This is a genomic window from Nitrospirota bacterium (genome assembly GCA_015233895.1).
Taxonomy (GTDB): Bacteria; Nitrospirota; Thermodesulfovibrionia; order Thermodesulfovibrionales; family Magnetobacteriaceae; genus Magnetomonas.
The window spans coordinates 1-20,019 of record JADFXG010000016.1 but is presented as its reverse complement, the minus strand read 5'-3'; the positions used below and the strand labels follow the sequence as shown (position 1 = coordinate 20,019).

The 20,019-nt window shown below is 39.6% G+C and carries 11 protein-coding genes; 4 read left to right on the top strand and 7 right to left on the bottom strand.

The genetic code is table 11. The features are described 5' to 3' along the window. The first annotated feature begins 1 nt into the window (after position 1). The gene (locus HQK88_11160) at positions 2 to 928 is read left to right on the top strand and encodes an RluA family pseudouridine synthase (GenBank protein ID MBF0617359.1); all 927 of its coding nucleotides are present in this window, start codon (positions 2 to 4) and stop codon (positions 926 to 928) included. Between the two features lie 7 nt (positions 929 to 935). On the opposite strand, the gene HQK88_11155 is transcribed toward HQK88_11160, so the two are convergent. Further along, complete coding sequence (locus tag HQK88_11155) at positions 936 to 2,144, bottom strand: acetate kinase (protein MBF0617358.1); 1,209 nt, start codon at positions 2,142 to 2,144, stop codon at positions 936 to 938. 260 nt (positions 2,145 to 2,404) lie between these two features. Here HQK88_11155 and HQK88_11150 point away from each other — a divergent pair, with 260 nt between their 5' ends. Then, positions 2,405 to 3,700, top strand: a complete 1,296-nt coding sequence (locus HQK88_11150) for an adenylosuccinate lyase (protein MBF0617357.1) — start codon at positions 2,405 to 2,407, stop codon at positions 3,698 to 3,700. Between the two features lie 6 nt (positions 3,701 to 3,706). Here HQK88_11150 and HQK88_11145 read toward each other — a convergent pair whose 3' ends face one another. After that, positions 3,707 to 4,654 carry a glycosyltransferase family 2 protein gene (locus HQK88_11145; protein ID MBF0617356.1) on the bottom strand — a complete coding sequence of 316 codons (948 nt, stop codon included), beginning with the start codon at positions 4,652 to 4,654 and terminating at the stop codon, positions 3,707 to 3,709. Between the two features lie 112 nt (positions 4,655 to 4,766). On the opposite strand from HQK88_11145, the gene HQK88_11140 reads away from it, so the two are divergent. Beyond that, complete coding sequence (locus HQK88_11140; protein ID MBF0617355.1) at positions 4,767 to 6,341, top strand: HDOD domain-containing protein; 1,575 nt, start codon at positions 4,767 to 4,769, stop codon at positions 6,339 to 6,341. Between the two features lie 307 nt (positions 6,342 to 6,648). Here HQK88_11140 and HQK88_11135 read toward each other — a convergent pair whose 3' ends face one another. The 5 genes from HQK88_11135 to HQK88_11115 all read right to left on the bottom strand — a co-directional run bounded on the left by HQK88_11135 (position 6,649) and on the right by HQK88_11115 (position 18,579). Continuing rightward, positions 6,649 to 7,953 (bottom strand): UDP-glucose/GDP-mannose dehydrogenase family protein, encoded by a 1,305-nt coding sequence (locus HQK88_11135; protein MBF0617354.1) that lies wholly within the window; start codon positions 7,951 to 7,953, stop codon positions 6,649 to 6,651. Between the two features lie 38 nt (positions 7,954 to 7,991). Next, on the bottom strand, positions 7,992 to 10,061 hold the full coding sequence (locus HQK88_11130) for a glycosyltransferase family 39 protein (protein MBF0617353.1): 2,070 nt from the start codon (positions 10,059 to 10,061) through the stop codon (positions 7,992 to 7,994). Between the two features lie 120 nt (positions 10,062 to 10,181). Next, on the bottom strand, positions 10,182 to 15,713 hold the full coding sequence (locus HQK88_11125) for a glycosyltransferase (GenBank protein MBF0617352.1): 5,532 nt from the start codon (positions 15,711 to 15,713) through the stop codon (positions 10,182 to 10,184). Between the two features lie 10 nt (positions 15,714 to 15,723). Continuing rightward, positions 15,724 to 17,739, bottom strand: a complete 2,016-nt coding sequence (locus HQK88_11120; GenBank protein MBF0617351.1) for an ATP-binding cassette domain-containing protein — start codon at positions 17,737 to 17,739, stop codon at positions 15,724 to 15,726. A 12-nt stretch (positions 17,740 to 17,751) separates the two neighbouring features. Then, positions 17,752 to 18,579 carry an ABC transporter permease gene (locus HQK88_11115; GenBank protein ID MBF0617350.1) on the bottom strand — a complete coding sequence of 276 codons (828 nt, stop codon included), beginning with the start codon at positions 18,577 to 18,579 and terminating at the stop codon, positions 17,752 to 17,754. A gap of 251 nt (positions 18,580 to 18,830) precedes the next feature. On the opposite strand from HQK88_11115, the gene HQK88_11110 reads away from it, so the two are divergent. Then, positions 18,831 to 20,019: methyl-accepting chemotaxis protein (locus HQK88_11110; protein ID MBF0617349.1), on the top strand; the 1,189-nt coding region annotated here is incomplete at its 3' end.

Below are 20,019 nucleotides of genomic sequence, written 5' to 3'. Positions count from 1 at the left end.
AATGGAACACTGTTTTACAATAGAACCTGCCGATGCCGGAGAGAGACTTGACGTTTTTTTAGTAAAAAAGACAGGCCTTACCCGTTCAAAAATCAGCAAACTTTCTGGCTTAGATGCTGTCATGGTAAATGATGTTGCTGTTAAGTGTGGGTACAGTTTAAGAGCCGGTGAGATGGTAACGGTTTCAGATGCAAGCTCTGACGAAACTGAGCAATTAATTCCTGAGGACATATGTATTGATATAGTGTATCAGGACAATCACGTTGTTGTCGTCAATAAACCGCCTGATATGCCGATGTATCCGGGGGCGGGCCATAGCAGTGGCACCCTTATGAATGCGCTTGCTATGAAAGTAAAAACTCATGCTACAGTGGGCGCACCACTTAGGCCGGGTGTTGTGCACAGGATAGATAAGGACACCTCTGGGCTTGTGGTAGTAGCATTGGATGATGAGTCCTATTATGCTTTAGCAGAGCAATTCAAAAATAAAGAAGTTATCCGTTCTTACAAGGCGTTGATTTATGGCAAATTTAAAGAAAATGCGGGTGTTGTGACACTCCCTGTTGGCCGTTCAACAACTGACAGAAAGAAGATGTCAACAAGGTCAAGGTATCCCCGTGCTGCAGTAACAAACTGGAGAGTTTTGCGGCAATATGCCGGGGCAACGCTGATTGAGGCGAGGCTCTCTACCGGACGAACTCATCAGATACGGGTACACTTTTCAGCCCTAGGGCATCCACTTTTAGGTGACACCTGCTATGGCAATAAAGACAGCATCAGGATAAAGGGGATTACAGTAGCAATACCCAGACAGATGCTTCACGCAGCACAGCTAGGGTTTATCCATCCTGTGACAAAAAAACTCCTTGAGTTTGAAAGCGAAATCCCCGCTGATATGGCCTCTGTACTGGATTTGTTTGAACAGTGAACAAGCTCTATTGATGCCTCTCAAGAGCGTGAATTGTCTCTCGTGTAATCATCCGCTCCTCATCCGCCGGAACTATCAAAATACAGGGAGACGAACCATTAGCCGATATATCAACCACATTACCCCGTACTGCCCGCGCCTCTTTATTGCGGGCCCCGGAAAGATGTATCCCTATATGTTCCAGCCCAGTGCAAACACGGCTGCGGATAACATCTGAGTTTTCTCCGATACCACCGGTAAAGATAAATGCGTCAAGACCGCCCAAAATCGAAATATACGCCCCAGTGTATTTTTTTATTCTATAGACAAACATGGAGACTGCTAACATAGCCCTCTCATTACCATCCTCTGAAAGACTCAACGCCTCTCTCATATCATTGCTTAAACCGGTTATTCCCTTTAGCCCGCTTTCTTTGTTAAGTAGCGAGTCTATTTCTGCGGCAGTGCTGCCCTCTCGCATTAGATATAGGAGAACGCCTGGGTCAATATCACCGCCCCTTGTACCCATTATCAGCCCCTCAAGGGGAGTAAGCCCCATGCTTGTATCAACGCTCAGTCCGCCGTCTATCGCACACATAGAGGTGCCGTTACCGAGATGGCAGCTTATTAATTTTAACTCCGTTATTGGTTTTTTCAAATACATAGCCGCCGCAAGTGAAACATACTTATGGTTTGTACCGTGAAAACCATATCGCCTTATGTGTTTTTCATTACACAGCGCATACGGCAGAGCATACCTGTAAACATGCTCAGCCATACTTTGGTGAAATGCCGTGTCAAATACAGCAACGCCGGGAACACCGGGAAGGAGCTTTTCCATCTCCTCTATCCCAGCAAGATTATAAGGATTATGTAACGGGGCAAACACACTGCAGTCCCGTATGGCATCTTTAACCTGCTTGTCTATAACAATGGAGGCTGAAAACCTGTCCCCGCCATGAACCACTCTGTGTCCAGCAGCCTGTATTTCATTTAAGGATTTCAGAGCGCCGAACTCATCACTGATAAGGGCATGTTCCATTTTCTGAAACGCCTCAGCAATATCTTTTACATCGCACGGTAACTCTTTGCTCCCTCCGGCTGTTGTAATTTTATGGAGTGGCGTAGCTGAGCCTATTTTTTCAATCAAACCCTCAAAAAGTGGACGGCTCTCAGGTATATTAAACAGTGAATATTTAAGCGACGAGCTGCCGCAGTTAATGACAAGGACTTTCATCTGTGATTTGGCTGATGCAAAATTTAGATCATATGGATCATCCTGAGGCAGTGTGGTTTTGAAAACATCTTTAGGGTTAAATCCCATTATGAAAGTCTCCTCATACGTGCTGTTTGTCTATCCTGTAAAACTTATTATAATTAATTTATCGAAGTTTTTGTAATAGTTTACCGTATGTAGGTTAAAAAACTTTAATTTGCAAAAGATTCAAAATATAGAATACAATATGACTTTAAAATAATGAGGAGTGTTACAGAAAGATGATACCACGATATACAAAACAGGAGATGGGCAAGCTGTGGGAGCTTGAAGCTAAGTATGAAAAATGGCTGCAGGTGGAGCTTGCTGTGTGTGAGGCATGGGCTGAAGCAGGTGAAATTCCAAAAGAAGCCCTGAAAATTATTAAAGAAAAGGCTGGTTTTGATTCAAAGAGGATTGATGAAATCGAACTTCAGGTAAAGCATGATGTTATTGCGTTTTTAACTTCTGTAGCCGAGTTTGTGGGGCCTGAGTCAAGATACATTCATAAGGGACTGACATCGTCCGACATTTTAGACACTGCTAACGCTCTTTTAATGATTGATGCAGCCAACATAATCATAAATGACATAAAGGCTTTGTCAACCGTTCTTAAGGAACAGGCGTTCCAGCATAAGGAGACTGTGTGCATCGGCAGAAGCCACGGGATTCACGCCGAACCAATGGTGTTTGGGCTTAAGTTTGCCCTTTGGTATGAGGAAATGAAAAGAAACCTGCAAAGGATGGAACAAGCAAAGGAAACAATCTCTGTTGGAAAGCTTTCCGGTGCTGTCGGGACATTTTCCTCTATACCGCCAAAGATAGAGGAAATGGTTTTAAGTAAACTTGGGCTTACACCAGAACCCGTTGCCACACAGGTGGTTCAAAGGGACAGGTACGCTCATTACATGTCAACCCTTGCGATAGTGGCAGCAACGGTGGAAATGATAGCGGTTGAGATACGTCATCTTCAGAGGACTGAGGTTGGGGAGGCTGAGGAGCCTTTTAGTAAGGGTCAGAAGGGATCCTCTGCAATGCCTCATAAAAGAAACCCGATAGGGAGTGAAAATCTCTCAGGGCTAGCGCGTATTGTCAGGGCTAATGCCATTGCAGCGCTGGAAAATGTCGCTTTGTGGCACGAAAGAGACATAAGCCACTCCTCAGTTGAAAGGGTCATAATACCAGACAGTACCATTTTGGTAAACTACATGTTAAACAGATTAAAGAGTATAATGAGCGGACTTAACGTTTATCCTGAGGTTATGAAGAAAAACCTAAACAAAAGCTACGGCTTGTTTAATTCCCAAAAGGTGCTTCTGGCTCTTACAGAGGGTGGACTCACACGTGAGAAATCCTATGAAATTGTGCAGAGAAACGCTATGAAAAGCTGGGAGGAGGGGATTGATTTTAAGGAACTTCTTAGTCGTGATAGCGAAATAAAAGCTGTTCTTTCTGATGAGATACTTGATAAACTGTTTGAATTAAATGAATATTTTCAGCATATAGACCATATATACAAGAGGGTTTTTACTAGTTAATAACTTCTATTTAAAATAAGACGGGTGACCACTCAGGTGTTTTCTCAGTGGCTTTGAAATTTTTTCGTAGTGTGTGCCAGCTGTGTAGCCTATAAATCTGAAAATTGTCTGCAGTATAAAGTAGATAAGCCATAATAACTTGTGGGTAGGGAGTTGAGTATCATCATTAAGGAAATGTCTGAGTCCGGTCATAAAGTACCTCAGTCCTTCACCATCAGGGCGTACGTAGTTAAGCAGATTATTTTCCTTTAATGAGACTCCAATATCAAAGTGCCGCTTAAGCTGTTGCATCAGCGAGAAATTGTGTGAATGGTACACAAGAGCGCTTGGCTCATAGACGACATTATAGCCGGAAAAAATCAGTTTAGATGACATCATCATATCCTCATTCATGATGACCGATGGAAAACCACCCGCCTCTGTAAATGCCTCCCGTTTGATGGCAGAGCAGACATTTGAAAAGAAAAATGTCTTAATACCAAGTAACCCTATGACATCTTTACTTTTAACCATTCCTATGTCAGGGTAGTTAAACGTTCTGCTAAAGCACTCTACCGGATTCGCATTTTTTTTAGGAATCTGTCTGGCAAAAGCGGCAGCTGTAAGGGGGTCAGTGAGAGGTTTTAAGATAGCTGCAAAAAGCGTGTCGTTAACGGGCAAGGCATCCTGAGTCATAAACATGAGGACTCTGCCAGAGGCTATTGATGCTGCACGGTTCCTGGTGTCCCCATGGTTAAATTCGCTGACAGGGATTATAATTGTTTTGCAACCTAAAGCTCTTGCAATTTCAACCGTATTGTCTGACGATGAGGAGTCTATCACAATTACCTCAGTGCTTATCGGAGTTCCGTCTTCATACTTTTGGTTAAAACACGAGGCGGCTACTTTTCTAATTGAACCTGCGGCGTTGATAGTTGGAATTATTACACTTACATCCATGTGAGTTAATGCCATTTCAAAACTGCCATTATTAATGTTAGCTTACAACAAATTTGACAGACTTGACAATATGAATTTTTTAATTAAATAATGTTAAAATTGCTGACAGGCAAGTTAGACAATAAATATGGATAAAAAAATACCGATGATAGAGAAGTTAAACAGTAAGATACTCTCTAATAGTGACTTTCCAGCTATGGGACGCACTGTGGCACTGGTTAATAAACAGACATCCTCGGAGAGTGACGTTTCTGTCACAGAACTTGCCAACACCATCCTGAACGATTATGCTCTATCTAATAAACTGCTAAAAATGGTTAATACTGTGTTCTACATTAAGTATCAACTTGAGGGGAAAATCAATACAATTTCAAGGGCTGTATATGTATTGGGCTTTAATCAGGTAAGAAACGCTGCACTGTCACTTATGTTGTTTGAGCATGTAAGCAGTAAAGGGATAGCAAATGATTTACGTGAGGGGATGGTTATGTCTTTTATGACAGCAATAATAGCCAGAGAGGTTGCTAAACAAACATCAGTGGAGGATGTTGAAGCAGCGTTTCTTTGTGCCTTCTTCCACGATCTTGGCAAACTTCTTACAATTTTCTATTTACCTGATGAATTCCTTAAAATAAAAGATCTACAGGCGAAAGATCCATCCTCAGAGGATGCAGCAGTGCTCTCTGTATTGGGAACTACATTTGAAAAAATCGGTGCTTATATAGCAAAAAGCTGGCATTTTTCAACCGACATAATATATTGCATGGACACCACAACACAAACACAACACAGTGTCCTTACTCAACTGGATAAACTGCGTTGCTTAACAGGATTTTCCAGCAAGATATGCAGTATCACTTATAGAGCAAATCAGACACCAGAGGTTTGGGCACGTTCTGTTAGTTCACTTCTCACAAGTTATAAAGGATGTATTGACTTAAAAGAAGAGGATATCATAACAATTCTCGAATCGTCTTTTAAAGAAACCCTCGATTACGCTAAAAACTTTAAATTTGGCATAAATGACAGTAAATTTTTAAAGAGACTTTCTTTTTATTTGGCACATATGGGCAGCAGCATTTCATATCCTGAAGATATTATAATTCCTCAAAAACAATATGAAGACATCGGTGGGATACACCTTCTTGAGATACAACCTGGGGACTCTGACGACGTAGTTGACGACAACCCTGAAGCAGTGCTAATGAAAGGTGTACAGGAGATAGCAAATACACTGCTTGAGGATTATAATTTAAACGATGTGCTCAGAATGATACTTGAGGTGTTGTTCAGAGGATTTAAGTTTAACAGAGTTATAATTTGTATAAGAAACTCTAAGGAACCTTTTATGGATGGCAGATTTGGCTTTGGTCCGGATTTAACTAAAATTGGCAAAAGCTTTAAATTCGCAATTGATAAAGACTCTGACGATGTTTTTAATTTAGCGCTGAATCAAGGGGCGGATATACTGATTTCAGACATTACTGATTCAAGAATAATATCAAAAATACCAGCATGGTTTACAAACTTAATAGATGCACAGACGTTTGTATTGATACCCATAATAGTTCTTAAGACACCAATTGGCCTTATCTATGCTGAGAAGCTTAACGCAAATGAAATCTCAATAAGCCACCAGCTTTTAAGATTCATAAAAACCCTCAGAAATCAGGCTGTGTTAGCAATTAAACAAAGAATGTAAAGTTGCAAATTCATTCCTTTTATTTCTATAAAATGAAACCTGATTATTAATTTTCTCAAATACCGCGAAAAATCATATGCGTATAATCATTGCTGTTGAGCTAAAATAGTATTGTCCATATAGAAGTTCATCCTGAGCTTTAAGTTCAATAGCGTCAATTACAGAGAGGTTGGCGGTGTGTAATAATTTTACATACGAAATGTTCCACGTGGAACACCTTTTGACTGCAAGTTTTAAAAATTGTTCCACGTGGAACAATTAATAGGCATAGGTGAGAGATTTATAAGATTTTTTTGGTTTGTCTGAGTTATCTGCGGCCTACTGAAAAATGTATGAACCCATGTTCTGTTAGTTTTTTAGGTTCATAGACGTTTCGCAAGTCAAAAAAGTATGGTCCTGTCATCAAATTCTTTATTATTGTAAGGTCAAGATTCCTGAACTGGTTCCATTCAGTGGCGAGTACGGTAGCATCGGCTCCCTCTATAGTACTATAAACATCGGTACAAAAGGTTACGGCAGATATTATTGATTTTGCGTTTTCCATTGCTGCTGGATCGTATGCTCTTATTTTAGCACCTCTTTTTAACAATTGTTCTATTAAATATATGGCTGGCGCATCTCTTAAATCATCGGTATTTGGTTTAAATGCAAGTCCAAGAATGGCTAGTGTTTTATCATTGACATCATCGTCCATAGTTGCAATAATTCTTTGAAGCATTATATCACGCTGCTTATAATTTGTTTTAACGGTTGCGGTTACGACATTCAGGTCAACGTTGTATTCATTAGCTATAGTGATTAGCGCTCTCGTATCTTTAGGAAAACATGAGCCGCCAAAACCTGGTCCCGGATGTAAAAACTTCTTTCCGATTCTTCCGTCAAGTCCCATTGCTCTTGAAACATCATGGACATTTGCATTGACTTTATCACAGAGATTTGCGATTTCATTTATAAATGATATCTTTGTTGCTAAAAAAGCGTTAGCTGCGTATTTAATCAGTTCGGCTGTTTCTATGTTAGTAATAACGAAAGGGGTTTCTATTAAATAAAGAGGGCTGTAAAGCTCTTTCATGACAGATATAGCACGGTCTGTCTCTGCGCCGATAACTATCCTGTCCGGGCGCATAAAATCTTCAATTGCTGCTCCTTCCCGTAAAAACTCAGGGTTTGAAACTACATCATAATCAAGTTTTGAGCCTGATACACTTGCTATCAATTCTATAATTGCTTTACCTGTGCCAACCGGTACTGTACTCTTTGTGACTATAACTTTATAGTTATTTATATGTTCTGCAATAGATTTGGCAACAGTAAAGACGTGTGACAAATCAGCCGTACCGTCCTCATTAGGTGGTGTTCCAACTGCTATAAACACAGCTTGTGAATTCAAAACCGCTTCAGAAATACTTGTACTGAAAAAAAGACGACCTTGTTTAACATTTCTGTTAACTAGATCTTTTAGCCCTGGTTCATAAAACGGAATCTCACCTTTATTTAATGATTTAATTTTTTTCTCATCTTTATCAACACACGTAACAGTTACACCGAACTCTGAAAAACACGCTCCTGTCACTAATCCAACATAACCGGTTCCGATCATTCCTATATGCAACTTTCCTGTTCCTCCATAATCTGAATATTTATAATTGTTTAAAACGAATTAGGGCGCATTTCGTTTATTCCCTTAAAATTATAACACTTAAATATAGAATATGTTCTGAGAGTTTGTCCACGTTCTGTTGCGTTAAAAACAGTCTGTTCACATCTGTCAAACGCTTGTGAGACTATTGGGTTAACAGCATCAGCGGTATCTGTAACATAAAGAGCGTTTATTTTTACGTCCGGTTTGTGTGCTCTTAACCTTTTAGTGCTTTCATTAATGTCTGGCCACATGTCATACTCACTCATCCTGCGTCCGAGCGCTGCACAGTAAACATTAGGATTTCCACTAACATAAAAAGCAAGCTCAGATGTCACTTGATACTTATCTGAAAAAATCAATACCTCATCGCCAGTTCTTTTTAGCTCTGTAAGAGTTTTATCCACAGCATGACCTAACACTTTCCAGCCACGTAAACGTGATGCAGGGTCTAAGTCAGCAGGAAGTCTAAGAATTTGAGGGTAATGACTGATGGCCGTTATTATAACGGCAACAATCACTGCTGATTTTACAAATCTACGTGTGTGTTTGAATGTCATCATCCAGGGCAGGCCTTCTGACTTGTATAAATAATAGCGGCAAAACGCTATAAGTGCAGTAACATAAGCTGTCATAGACCAGTTTGCCTGTACTTTTCCTTGTATGCTTTTTATTAGAAAAAATATGAAAACAGGAGCTGAAAACCAAAAAAGGAATCTGCTTTCTGTGTCTTTGTTTCTCCTGTAGAGTTTGATTAATGCAATACACATAAGTACAAAAATAACAGGAGTAACAACACCCAACTGAGAACCTATAAATTCAAGCAACTTCATTGGTGATATTGTAAAGCCATCAGCAAGATGAGCATGTCCAGCAGTATGTTTTAGCGTTACCCAGTCATGTTGATAATTCCATATTATTACAGGGCTAAAAAATATAAGACTTACTAATAATGATATATATGGCTTTAGTGTTTTTAGCATTTCTTTTCTGCCAGTAAATATGAGAAACAAAAAAGAACAAATATAAAAAAAGCCCATAATATATTTTGCCGAAAGTCCAAGTCCAACACACATGCCAAGTAAAACCCAGCCACCTTTACCTTTCACTGCACCTTTGTAAAGAAGGTACATTGAAACTATCCAAAAAAATACAAAAGGTGAATCTATTGTAAAAACAACTCCGTATGTAGCAAACAAGGGTATGAACTGAAAAATTAGGGCTGATGATAAGGCAACAAAATCATTCTTTTCATAAATTTTTTTAGTGCTGTCATTTTCAATATCTTGACCGTAGATGAGTCGTATAAGTTTGAAGATAAAAACACTGCTAAGGGCAGTAAAAATAACAGCAGGCAGACGGATAGCTAAAACATTTACACCAAACAAATGAGTAAAGACATACATAACATACATAACAAACGGGCCTTTTGAGTAGTAACTAAGCTCAGGATGTCTGCTGCAGTCCCAGTACAAAGCTTCATCAGCGCTTAAATCAAGCGGGCCGTCTAAAATATAATATATTCTGAATATGCTAATGGCTAATAATGAATAATACAAAATTGTTTCAAAGGGTGATTTTTTATATGACGTTTGAGCTGACCTGTAAAGCATGATAACTAAAGAGGCTATAGCAAGGGCAGAGAAAAACCCGCCGATAACATCCAATGGATAATGAACTCCAACATAAACTCTTGAAACTGAAATCAGAGTTGCCATAAATATTGGATAAATAAGCAAGATTTTTTTAAAACGTCCACTCATAAAATAAACCAAAGATATAGCAAAAGAAAAAGAATTAGATGCGTGTCCCGAAGGAAAAGAATAAGATTGTGTGCATCCTACAAGCAGGTGCACACCTGAAAGAGCTGTACATGGCCGTATTCTATCCACATTGACTCTGACAATGTTTGTAAGCCAATCGGTAAGTATAAAGGTTAAGAGAGGGATTGTTAGTATCTCAATAAAGGTTCGTGTGTCAACAGGTATTTTGTTTTTTATATCTTTTTTGATTTTTATTATTAAAATTATGATTACATATAAGATAAAAAATAAATAAGGCTTTGATGTTATAAAGGGCATTACAGAGTCAAAAAAATTATTTCTAAGTCCTATGTTTATTGCATAAAAAACCTTTCTGTCAAATAACCAGATATTTGATATATTAAAAATGTAGCTCTCCTTGCAAATTATCTGTAGTGTCTATATCCATTTCATAGAATAGATATTGGTAAAGAAGTCATTTCTGTTAACATATCGTGCACGTTTAAGCTCTATGAGTATTTCACGGAAATAAAGCGAGGCAACAATGATAAAAGGCCGAGGTGATGTGTCATCTAAGCATATTACTTTTTCATTAGGTGAATAAACTGTAAGATCCTCTGTTTTAATGCCCCATTTATTTTTGTCACTATCAACAAAAGCAGTTGGCAAGATGTTAAGTCGTGATAAAATAGATAACGTTATTCTACCGGCAGTTCCGGCACCCCAAATATAAATTGGGCGCTCAGTATTTTTCAATTTTGCTATCATCTGCTTTATATACATTTGCTGGTACTTTTTGTGCGCTAGTTCGCTCTCCGTTTCTGGTGTTTTACCCTCCATTGATAAGGCATCAGGAGCAAGCCAGTAAACCCCCGTATATTCTGGGACACTCATAAGCTCATACCGGCTGCCAAGGCGAATGAAAAACTCCTGATCACCGTTAGCGACAAAGGTTTCGTCAAAAAGTCCTGTCTCAGAATGTACAGAGGCTCTCCACATAGGATGAGGCCCTACCATATTACACTGCAATAGCTCCTCGTATGAATACTCCTGCCAACTAAACTCACTATGAATTGAGTGTGAGTCAAAACTATCTTTTGGATTTTTTGTCTTATATGTGTTTCCATAGACAAGAGCCACATTTGGAAACTCTTCAAGATACCCAGCAAGAATTTCATATGCATCAGTTCTTATCCTGTCGTTTGTACTCATCGGAGTTATGTACTTTCCTCGTGCAAGTTTCACCATAATATTCCATGCGCTATAAACACCAATTCTGGTTCCCGTTCTTATATAGGTAATGTTTGAGTGAATTTTCTGAAACTCAGCTACAATTGAGCTTTCATTTTCCGGAGAGTTTGCATCAAGAACAATTATCTCAAGGTGATTGTAAATAGTTTGGTTGCATAAATCAGTCAAACACTGTCTTAAGAATCTTTCTGACTTATAAGTTGAAACGATAGCAGTGGCAAGAAATTCATAAGGAGTTTTGTTAAAAGAGAAGTGTTTATTCATCTTCGGAGTTTCATGAGTATATATTATTTTGAATTCATTTAAATTAATGTAATCATCAGGCAGTTTCCATCGTGGCACTTTTATGTTAGTGTCCCAGAGGGATGGTGATTCAAAGATTATCTGTGGTTTGCGGTTGTCTGCTCTGAGTTCATCCAACTGCCAGCCTGTTGTCACTCCCCACTCAGGGAGCTTATTTTGTTTGCTAACAAAAGCTTCAGACAATGCTTTTTTAATGGCATAATTAACAGTCTCAGGTTTTATGTTCTTTATACAATAATATGTGCCATATCTGCAGTCCCAGTTGCAGCCATAACAGTTTATCGGCAGTGAGACAGCCGTAGTGGTTTTATGATATGGCAAGAAACGCCCAGGATGACCTCCTCCCAGCATTACCACGTTTGGAATATCAAACGCACAGGCAATGTGTGCCGCCATCGAATCAGGACCCACAAACAGGGTGGAGTTTTTTATAACGGCGGCGGTTTGTCTTAGCGTTGTTTTAGTGGTTAGATTAAACACGCGGCCTTTGAAGCGTCGCTCGATTTTCTCAGCTGAAGGTGCAGCATCATCAGTGCCTAAGACGCAGATGTCATAATCATCGAGACCGTCTAATGCCTCATCGAGCCTGTCATAAACTTTACAGTTAAACTGAGCAGCAGGGGCAATAGTTATCAACTTTTCTGGAAGAACGTTATACATATTAAACATGTCTTTACAAAAACGCTCATCCTCCTCGGTTAACCACATCTGTGGTGTAAGAGGTTTTGTATTTATTGCAAGCGATACTAAAAATTGCTCGTTGCGTCTTAGCTCGTTTATTTTTTTGTCGTAGATTTCAATAATTTTAGAGTGAGCAAGGTTATTTTTTTCGCGTATATCGACAGAGAGGTGATTACCTGAATCACCAAAGAAAGCGACCTTTTCTCTTGCAGCGCTTTCGATTGTGAAAAAATCGGAAAGCTGCTCTCTTGAGTATTGTGAATTAAGCGCAATTACCGGGTTTGCGTCTCGGATAGTTTTAACCACTCTATTTCTGTAAACCTCGTCATGAGCTGCCTGATGTTTATTTATAGTGATAATGTTATCAACAAATGGACAGGTTTCATAAAGATCCTTTACATGACTTTGGCATAAAACTGTTACCCTATAGCCATCATACTTTTTCCTGATTTCTGAAAGCATACCGATAGAAAGTAGTGCATCTCCGATTGAATCTATCCTCACCCATAAAAGAGATGGGGGAGTAGGTTTAGATTTGGTTTTATTAAGAATGCGCCTTTTACCAAATGAATTTGAATTAAGGTTTTTGATAAACGCTGTATTTAAAAATCCTCTTTCTCTCAGGGTTTTGATTACTATTTTTTGAGTTAATTTTATCTTATTATAAAGCCGCTCGCCATTTGAAAGAGCGTTAAGTATTTTGACTTTGGAAATGTTTTCAGGCCGTCCCGTGTGTAATCCATTAAACTCATTAACGAGCTCAATCAGTTTATCGCCTCTTAAAACAGAGATTGGCACAGTGCCGGCAAGGATGCTGAAAACCGTAAAATGGTATCTGAAGGAGATAGTAAAACGGCAAAAGGAAAGCATGGAAATCATCTGTATAGGCGTATAGTAAATGTTGGGAACAAGGGTAGCGGGGTTTTTCATCAAACTTATAACTGAAAGTGCCGCTTCTTTATCGTAGTATTTTCCCTCTCTGGTTTCGTTACAAAAAAATGCTATCTGAAACCCGTGTTTCTCTATCAATTCATCTAGGGTTTCAGCTATTTGCTCTTTAATATGTTGTGCATCAGTCCACTTCTCATTGACAACATTAACCCCTATAAGAGGTCTTGCCACATCAATACCCAAAGACATAAGACAGTTTTTTGCCCAGTCAGGGTCAAAACCATCCATAGGAGTATGCCATGCTAAATCAGCAGCAGTAATTATTTTATCAGGACTTATACCAAGACCCAATAAAACCCGCCGGCTTCTTTCACTTCTGACTGTCCACGAATCTATTCTATAAAACCCTTTATAAAAAAGGCTTTTAGCCTCCTCGCTAAAAATCATATCGACTCCAGTGCCGATAACATGAAGTGGAATGCCGTGGGTTGAACAGAAATCGTACTTGTCTCCCAACACTCTTAAAGGCCAATCGGTACTTAACATCTCGGTAACAATTGTGGCGCCAACTACAAACACACAGTCAGCATTTAGACAGAGTGTCTGACAAGTTTCAATATCAGTATAATCCACAAACTCAAAACGCTCTGTAAACACTTTAAGAGCAGGTTCTTTTTTGTCCCACACTTCAATAGTTGTTCCTTGTGGTAATTTGTAAAGCGATAAGAACCCGAGCATCATAGCCTCATCGCCAATGTTGCCAGCGCCAAGTCCTGAAAACGCGACATGAATTTTTAGAGACTTTTTACTAATTTCTAAATCGTTTGGTATGTAGTTGTATAAGAGGGTGTGGCTAAGAGTGTCGGGTATAATGATCTCCGGGGGCGATAAAAGAGGTTCCCCTGATTTTTCGTAAAATTCCCTTTCTCTTTTAAGAATCTGCTCAGCCTCTTCGTTATATAAGCTTATGCCCTCCTGCCAGGTCTTTTGGTTGGGATGAGACCTAATGCCACCTAAAAGTGCATCCACGCTATAAAGCCTGGCGTACCGGAAAAACCTTGTCCATAGTTCTAAGTCCCCTGCGTACTTAAGAGTGGGATCAATGTAGCCTCCGGTTTTTTTCCAAAGTGACGATTTCCAGAAGGTAGATTCTTGTTGAATGTGAGGGGGGCCGATTTTTCCTTCTAAATAGTACCCTCTGCACCACTGAGGAATGGGGTTTACAACATTAGCTAATTTACCACTAGCTGCCCACACTGTGGGTCTGCCCATTATCCATTCAACGTGTACGCAAGCAGTAAAAACCCTGGCTACTGTCCAAAGAGCTCCCGGGTGAAGTTTATCGTCAGAGTTAATCCAGCCCATTATCTCACCATCGGCAAGTTTAAAGCCCTCATTTATTGCCTCGTACTGTCCGTTATCAGGAGCGCTCTGCCAATGGCTTAAGTATTTTTCGTATCGTTGTATTATTTCCACAGAGCCGTCAGAGCTGCCGCCATCCATTATTATGTATTGCAAATTGGGATAGCCTTCAGAAATCACAGACAGAATACACTCCTCAAGAAAAGCTGCGTGATTAAAAGATGGCGTTACAATGGTTATCTTAGGCAAATGCTGTTTAACAGCTTCATAAGAACCTGGTATGTTATAAATTTCCTCGAGGCTTTCAGGTATGTTTATAATATCAACGTCTGAGACTAATTTACCAATAACATCCGACACTGCTACATCCGGATTTAATAAGCCGCTTTGCAGATAAATCTTAGGTTTTAGGGTGATACCATTAAGAGCTAGCCTTGCTGCATAGATGACACTCTTTGGCTCAATATCTTTTAAGCACTGAAAGGAATCTTCATGAGTACATGTCCATCCGCAGCCATAGCAGTTAAGGGGCAGTGAGACGGTAGAAGTCAGGTTGGAATATGGTATAAACCTGCCGAAATGGCCTCCGCCAAGTATGACTACATTTGGGGTGCCTACGGCACATGCAATATGTGCTGCTGCAGATTCTGAACATATTGCAAGTCTTGATTTACAGATAAGAGCGGCAGTTTGTCTTAAAGTTGTTTTACCGCAAAGATCAAAGCAGGTGCCTGAAAAGTCCTCAGCGAGTTTTCGTCCGAAATCAACCATATCTGTGCCGCCTGCTATTATAAGCGGGAAATCCTTAAGTCCCTCCATTACTTCAAGAAACCTTGGATAAATCCTGTAAGAACTCTGAGCAGATGGCAAAATCACTATGGGTTTGTAGGTTTTTAATCCAAAACTATCAAATATTTTTTCAAAGACTATTTTTTCGTCATCAAGATTTGTGTAGAGACGGGGTTTAAGAGAGTTGACAGTTATTCCAAGCGCTGAGAGAAAATCTACGTAACGTTTAAGTTCACTTTTATGAGTTTCGCCAGATGTTATCAGGTCAGTGTAGAGTGCGTTATTTGCATCTCTTTCAGTTTCCTCCATATTGCACGTGTTACCGCTAAACCCTGCGATGTACTTAGCGCCGCTATAAACAGTAAAAGTATCTGAGATGCTTTCTCTTGAGTATTGACTGTTAAAGGCAAAAAGCGGTTTAAGTTGGTGAATGCTCAGGATTATATCGTCCCTGTAGGGAATTTCAGCAAGAGCCCTTTGTTTATCAAAAGTAATAATATGATTAACATGAGGGCATGGTTCATAAAGTTCACGTATACTGTTTTGACAAAGTACTGCTATTTTAAGCTGTGGGTACACTTTTTTTATCTCATCAAGCATAGTGATTGATAGAACTGTGTCACCTATAGAATCAGTTCTGATCCACAGGATGAACTCATTGTTTGCATTTTCTAATGCCTGAATTAAATTCAAAACTATCTCTCTACGGTGTAAACACAACTACACAAAAGCCAAACCCATCCTCAGAAACCTTAATAAATTCAAATCTGGGGTCGGTCTTCATGTAAAGATAACTGCTGTAGTGTTTAACGTGAAAACAATCACACAAGATTATGACACAGGTAGCAAGCAGGCGTTTTATCAGGTACTCAAACTCCACATACCCTATATGTGCGGCAGTGTCAAGGAGCACGAGGTTTGGCATATAAGAAAACTCTGTAAGACACTTTCCAAGTAAATCATCTGTAAGGTCAGGGAAATTAGTTTCCTTAAAATATCGCTCCGCTCTTTGGGATTCTGTATAATCAACAAAAATGCCAGAATAATGCAGATTTCTGACAAATTTGTCCTCTATTTCGTCTTTTGTAAGGAGAGACACTCGTGGTACTGACAGACCGTTTAAGAGCTTAACCTTGTCTATAAGGCTGTTATCAGTAAGATGTTGAATGGCTGCTTTGTAATAATCCGGGTTTATCTCGATAGAGTAAAACACGGCATCATCAAGTCCGGTCTCTTTAATAGCCGATGCAATAATCGAAGTAGAACCATGGCCGAGATATGTACCGGTTTCAATTATTTTTTTAGGGCGATATTTCTTAAATAGTTCAGAAATGGTTGATGCAAACTCAGGATTTGTAGCAGTTAATGGCGCCTCACCATTTGTGTTATCAGTGCTGGCTAATTGCACATTTGATGAGTTAGAGGGTTTAGAAAACCAAACCTTTAACGGAAGCTTAGTGAGACCGTGAAAGGGGAGCATTTCGGAGGGATCCTGCGTTACTGTGATAGGTCCCAGGGAATCCACTCTGTCGTGGCTGAATGCCTCATCAATAAAGTTGTAAGTCGGTTCTGATATTCCAGCGCCAAAGGTGTATTCTCCAGGTTTTATTGTAAATTGTATATCAATGCAAACAACACAGACAGCGCCGCGATCCATATCAGGAAGCCGCATTCCAAGCTGTCTTGGCCCTCCACCAAAGATGAAATTTGCCATCCTGTCAAACAGTGTAACGGCTACATTTATATCAGTTACCGGCTCCTTGATTCGAATCAAAAAGTTAAACATAAGCGACTGCATCATGTCCACATGAAGTGTATCAAGTCCGTCAGAGTTTGTAACCCGGAGGGCAATTATTTCAGCACCGCCACCTGTACCGTGACGCGGTGCACCTGCTGGGATAACATTGTGGGCAATAATCTCGTCATGGCTCATAAGTCCAGGTGATGATTGAGAGACAGGTTTGACAGAGCGTTTCTTAACAGAGCGTTTTTGGTCAAAGGATCCAGCATACCGGCTTACTGCTTCAACAGATTGCCCTATGTAGTCCACCTCTCCGTTTTTTAGCAGCACTGCCCTGTCACAGAGCTTTCTAATTGACTCAAGATCATGGGATACAAAGAGACAGGTAGTGCCATTTCCAATTATTTCCCTTATAGTTTTCATGCATTTTTGTTGAAAAAATATGTCGCCAACTCCAAGTGCCTCATCTACAACCAAAATATCCGGTTTAACATTAACTGCACATGCAAATGCAACACGTATAAACATACCGCTTGAGTATATTTTCATGGGTTGGTCAATGAATTCGCCGATGTCTGCATACTTTTCGATACTCTCTATCCGCTCATCCATCTCAGCTTTATTAAAGCCCATTAGAGCGCCGTTCATATACACATTAGCCCGGCCTGAAAACTCCGGGTTAAATCCGGCACCAAGCTCCAGCAGTGCTGAGATTCGTCCGTTAGCCTGTACCTGTCCCTCAGTAGGTCTTATAATACTGCAAATTATCTGAAGAAGTGTGCTTTTACCTGAGCCGTTTCTACCTAAAATTCCTACCGCCTCTCCACGTTGCACATCAAAAGAAACATTTTTTAAAGACCAAAACTCATGATGGTATTTTTTCCCAAAAGGATGAAACATTTCTTTTAGTCTGTCACGCGGAGATGAAAAAATCCTGTATTTTTTGCTGATATTTATGACAGATATTGCTTTATCCATGCACTGTCGTCCCTACAGTAATTCAGCAAAATCAAGTTTCAGGCGTTTAAACACAAGAGCTCCCAAAATAGTAATAAAAACACTTGTCACTCCAACAACAAGCATACCTTTCCATTGCGGATGCTCTAAACCAAGAAATGCTAGGCGATAACCATCCACTACAAAGTACATAGGGTTCAGTTTCAAAAAAAACTGCATATTAGCCGGCACCATAGACGGCTCATATACGATAGGGGTATAAAAAAACCAAAGGTTAATTAGCACGATGATAATCTGTCCAATATCTTTGACATAAACGTTAATGCTTGATATAAGCCAACTGATTCCCAAAGAGGCGAGACTCAGGAAAAAAAGATAAACCGGAAAATAAAAAAACAGCAAGGTAATGTTTTTTTGATAAATCAGGACGGCTATTACAATTATAACTCCCATTATGAGGTGATTAACAAGATTGGAAAGCAGTATGCTAAAGGGTAATAGTTCTGAGGGGAAAAGGCTTTTAGTTATTAAATTTTTGTTTTCACTAAGAATGCCGACAGAGCGTATGAGGTTTTCAGAAAAAAACAACCAGGGAGATAATCCGCAGAGAAGCCACAAGACAAAATTCTGTGACCCTGCAGCAGGCCCTAACCTAACCTTTAGGACAAAAGAAAACACAAAAGTGTATGTAATAACAGTAACAATGGGTTGAATGACCGCCCAGAAAAACCCTATAAATGACCCAGTGTAGCGGCTTTTAAAGTCTCTCACAACGAGGCACCAGAGCATATATCTGTTGTTTTTTACATCCGCTAAGAATCTCTTAGCTGGTTGTATCAAAAATTCACGTTTAGCTGACATTAAAATATGCAGGATTTCTTAAGTTGCCAAAATCCGTATACATTTTGTGAGAAATATCCATCGAATCTGTAGTATATCAGAACAATGATAAAAAAGAAAAAATTTTTTAATGAATAATTTGCAAATGGTTAAACAGAAATGTTAGCATTTTTGAGGCGATAGAAAGTGAAACAATTGTTGTTTAGAAGATGTTTCAAACTGAAAAGGGTAGGTGCAAATATAACGTAAAGATTATCTTATGGAGGGAGTAAATGTTTAAAAATCTAAGAATCAGTACCAGGCTGTATTTGCTTGTGGGTTTCATGTCGGTAATAATTATTGTTCTCAGTGTATTAGGGATAACTTCATCAAAGAGCATAAAAGCTAATTTCGACAACCTGTACGCTGACCGAATGGTACCTCTTGAGCAGTTAGCTGTAATAAATGACAAGATGCGTGAAAATGTACAGCAGTTGCTTCTTGCCTCGTTTCACGACCCTAACATAGAGGTGAGCAAGGTTCATAACGCCGACCACCCCATAACTAAACATACAGATAAAGTAGATGCAAATATTGAGGATATTTCTAAAATTTGGAAAGATTATATGGCTACAAACTTAACTCCAGAGGAAAGCGAACTGGCAAAGAAGTTTTTAGAAACCAGGACTAAATTTGTAAATGAGGGGTTAAAGCCTTGTGCAACATTTCTAAAAGAGGGGAAATTTAATGATGCCAACCTGTTTGTCGTTAAAACCGTGTTACCTCTCTACGCTCAGGCTAAAGCAAGTGTTGACGATTTGGTAAAACTGCAAAAACGTGTGGCAAAAGAATTGGAGGCGGAAAATGAGAAAACTTATTCTAATTCCCGTACGTTATCAATAACTGCCGTGATATTGTGTCTGCTACTTTCGCTTGCATTTGCATGGTGGATAATCAGTAGTATCATAAAACCTATAAACAAGGCTGTAAATGTTGCTAATAGTTTAGCTGATGGTGATCTAACATTAACCATAGATGTTACCGGTAAGGATGAAACAGGACTATTGCTGACAGCAATGGACACAATGGTGGAAAAGCTAAAAGGAGTTATAGAAGATGTAAGTGCATCAGCAGAGAATGTATCCTCTGGCAGTATGGAGTTAAGCGGGACATCCAACACTGTCTCCCAGGGTGCTACGGAGCAGGCGGCTTCAGTTGAAGAGGTCTCCTCATCAATGGAGGAGATGGCCTCTAATATTAAACAAAACGCTGACAACGCCCACCAGACAGAGCGGATGTCAGGAAAAGCGTCACAGGATGCTCTTGAAAGCGGAAAGGCTGTTGACGAGGCGGTCGTTGCTATGAGAGAGATTGCAAGTAAAATATCTATTATAGAGGAAATCGCGCGTCAAACGAATTTGTTAGCACTTAATGCGGCAATTGAGGCAGCACGAGCCGGAGAACATGGAAAGGGCTTTGCAG

Bases quoted from the DNA above. Each gene is read 5' to 3' on its own strand.
- HQK88_11160 (MBF0617359.1), top strand. From the start codon at position 2: ATGGAACACTGTTTTACAATAGAACCTGCCGATGCCGGAGAGAGACTT.
- HQK88_11155 (MBF0617358.1), bottom strand. From the start codon at position 2,144: ATGAAAGTCCTTGTCATTAACTGCGGCAGCTCGTCGCTTAAATATTCA.
- HQK88_11150 (MBF0617357.1), top strand. From the start codon at position 2,405: ATGATACCACGATATACAAAACAGGAGATGGGCAAGCTGTGGGAGCTT.
- HQK88_11145 (MBF0617356.1), bottom strand. From the start codon at position 4,654: ATGGCATTAACTCACATGGATGTAAGTGTAATAATTCCAACTATCAAC.
- HQK88_11140 (MBF0617355.1), top strand. From the start codon at position 4,767: ATGGATAAAAAAATACCGATGATAGAGAAGTTAAACAGTAAGATACTC.
- HQK88_11130 (MBF0617353.1), bottom strand. From the start codon at position 10,061: ATGCCCTTTATAACATCAAAGCCTTATTTATTTTTTATCTTATATGTA.
- HQK88_11120 (MBF0617351.1), bottom strand. From the start codon at position 17,739: ATGGATAAAGCAATATCTGTCATAAATATCAGCAAAAAATACAGGATT.
- HQK88_11115 (MBF0617350.1), bottom strand. From the start codon at position 18,579: ATGTCAGCTAAACGTGAATTTTTGATACAACCAGCTAAGAGATTCTTA.